Annotated in this window: 1 protein-coding gene and 2 pseudogenes; all 3 read left to right on the top strand. The window is 34.9% G+C overall.

All coding sequences use genetic code 11. The features are described 5' to 3' along the window. A partial coding sequence (locus ACFIO3_RS12025; protein WP_375607607.1) for a YadA-like family protein occupies window positions 1–257 on the top strand: 257 nt, incomplete at its 5' end. Between the two features lie 318 nt (window positions 258–575). Beyond that, window positions 576–840: pseudogene (locus ACFIO3_RS12020) on the top strand (YadA-like family protein); the annotation flags it as partial. 838 nt (window positions 841–1678) lie between these two features. Continuing rightward, window positions 1679–2165, top strand: a pseudogene (locus ACFIO3_RS12015) (hypothetical protein); the annotation flags it as partial.

Genomic DNA, 2165 nt, shown 5'->3' with positions numbered 1-2165 from the left:
ATTATGCTATTCAGGATGTTCGGAAAGAAGCAAGACAAGCTGCTGCTATTGGTCTAGCGGTGTCCAACTTACGTTACAATGATGCACCAGGAAAGTTAAGTGTTGCATTTGGTAGTGGTATATGGCTCAATCAGTCCGCATTTGCTCTTGGTGCTGGTTATACATCTGAAGATGGAAATATCCGCTCTAGTCTATCTGTGACAAATGCCGGAGGGCACTGGGGTGTCGGTGTAGGATTAAGCTTAACTCTAAATTAATAAAATTCACTACGATTATTTTCAAAAACGCTCCTGTCTATACGAGACAGGGGCGAAAAGAGTTACACGATTAAAAGAACGGCTCTCACAAATAACAAAGTCAGCATTAATATTGAAAATAAAAAAAGAGAAAATGTATGAAGAGTGGTGTGTTTTACGCAAATTTGACAGAATTCGTGGAGGGGGGTAGTTGGTTGTTACATGACAGTAAGCAGCGGATAAGACAGTTTTTGATGATGCAAAAAAAATGTAGATAAATACTTTTCTGAATCCAAGGATAATGCGATGAATAATGGTGTTAACGAATCGTAATCCTCCACCGATATGAAATTTGAAATGTTTAGTTATGCCATTGAAGATGTTCGGAAAGAGGCAAGACAAGCAGCGACTGTTGGTTTGGCAGTGGCAGGTTTGCGTTATAACGATACACTAGGAAAGTTAAGTGTTGCATTTGGTAGTGGTATATGGCTCAATCAGTCCGCATTTGCTCTTGGTACTAGGTTATATATCAGAGGATGGCTTCATTTGCTCTAATATATCCGCAACAAGTTCTGCGGAGATTAGAGAAGAGGTGTTGGCTTAAGATTAAAGCTGCGTTGATGATAGCAAGGGATTCTTTTAACGACATTTGTTCTTATTTTATTAAAATGAGTGTGAATATTTTTTTACAGATTCACAGTATTTATCTAGAGATAAGCATAATATTTGATGACACTATAAATTTTGAGGTTTTATAGAAGGTTTTTCTATATTTTGTTGAAAAAAGATCACAGTAGAATCCATATTGCTAAAAAGTTATATTTTTATATTGCCATTTTCTTGAACAGTCTATAATGGTACGAAAATGTATATTGGTAAGACTCATTTTGATGAAATAACTTTCAAAAGGGGATAAGCAGTGGTAGAGATAAGAGGTGCATCACAAGACCACGCCTATATCATTACACGATATATTAAAAAGAAAAAGTCTAACTAAAAATTCAATTATCCAAGGAAAACTATATTCTGTAAATATTACAATTTCTTTTTACTTTACTTATTATTAACAAAACAATGCTTTCTAATAAAAATAAAGTCTATAATTAGGAAAACACATACTAAACCTAGTTTAAAGGATTTTATAGTAACTACTACCAAGTAAAAAGTAATATTAAATATACAAAGCCTCTTTTTAGTTAGGAAAAAACAACACACTAAAACCCTTAGACTCTAAATGTGTTATCTTTATGTCAAAAAACATAATCAAAAAGACAAGCATTTAGGTCCCAACACAGAGAGCACAAACAAAACAAAAGACTCAAAATGTTCACACTCTAAGCAATGATTCTCTACTCTAAGTTCCAAAGAGATCAGTAATGCTAAAATGTGTCTTTTTTATGTTTTGAAGGTGTTTTTAAGTTTTTTTCATTGGAGAGTTTGTTATGAAAAAAAAATATTCCACACCAAATTTAATTAAAGTTATCTCTCTTAGTACGGTAATGGCCACACTTTTATCGAGTGTTTCTCCTGTTTTTGCGGCGAATCTCTCAATAACAGGAGAGATAATTAGAAGCACAAATAGTGTTAATGTTATGTATCCGCGTGGTAGTCATGGGAGTGTTGTTTTTTCTGGTGATGATGACTTCTGTGGTGCAGACAACGTTGTTGGTCGTGGCGGCAAACAACAACAAGGAATTGCTGATAATCGACGAATAACCGCAGAGCAACAATATAATAGATTTATTACTGATCAAGTGTTTAATGGTCGTCATCCTTATGGTACGACCACTGAACAGGTGATTTGGACTGGTGATGGATACACGGGTAGCACTAATGGTAAAGTTTTGGGTGGTTATATAGGGGGAAGTACTGGTGGTTTTACTAATGCATTGCCTGAGGCTTATGGTGCTTATTCTTTTGCAACAGGGT

The organism is Bartonella sp. AD328YNZD (assembly GCF_042196425.1).
This window is presented reverse-complemented; position numbering and strand designations above follow the sequence as displayed.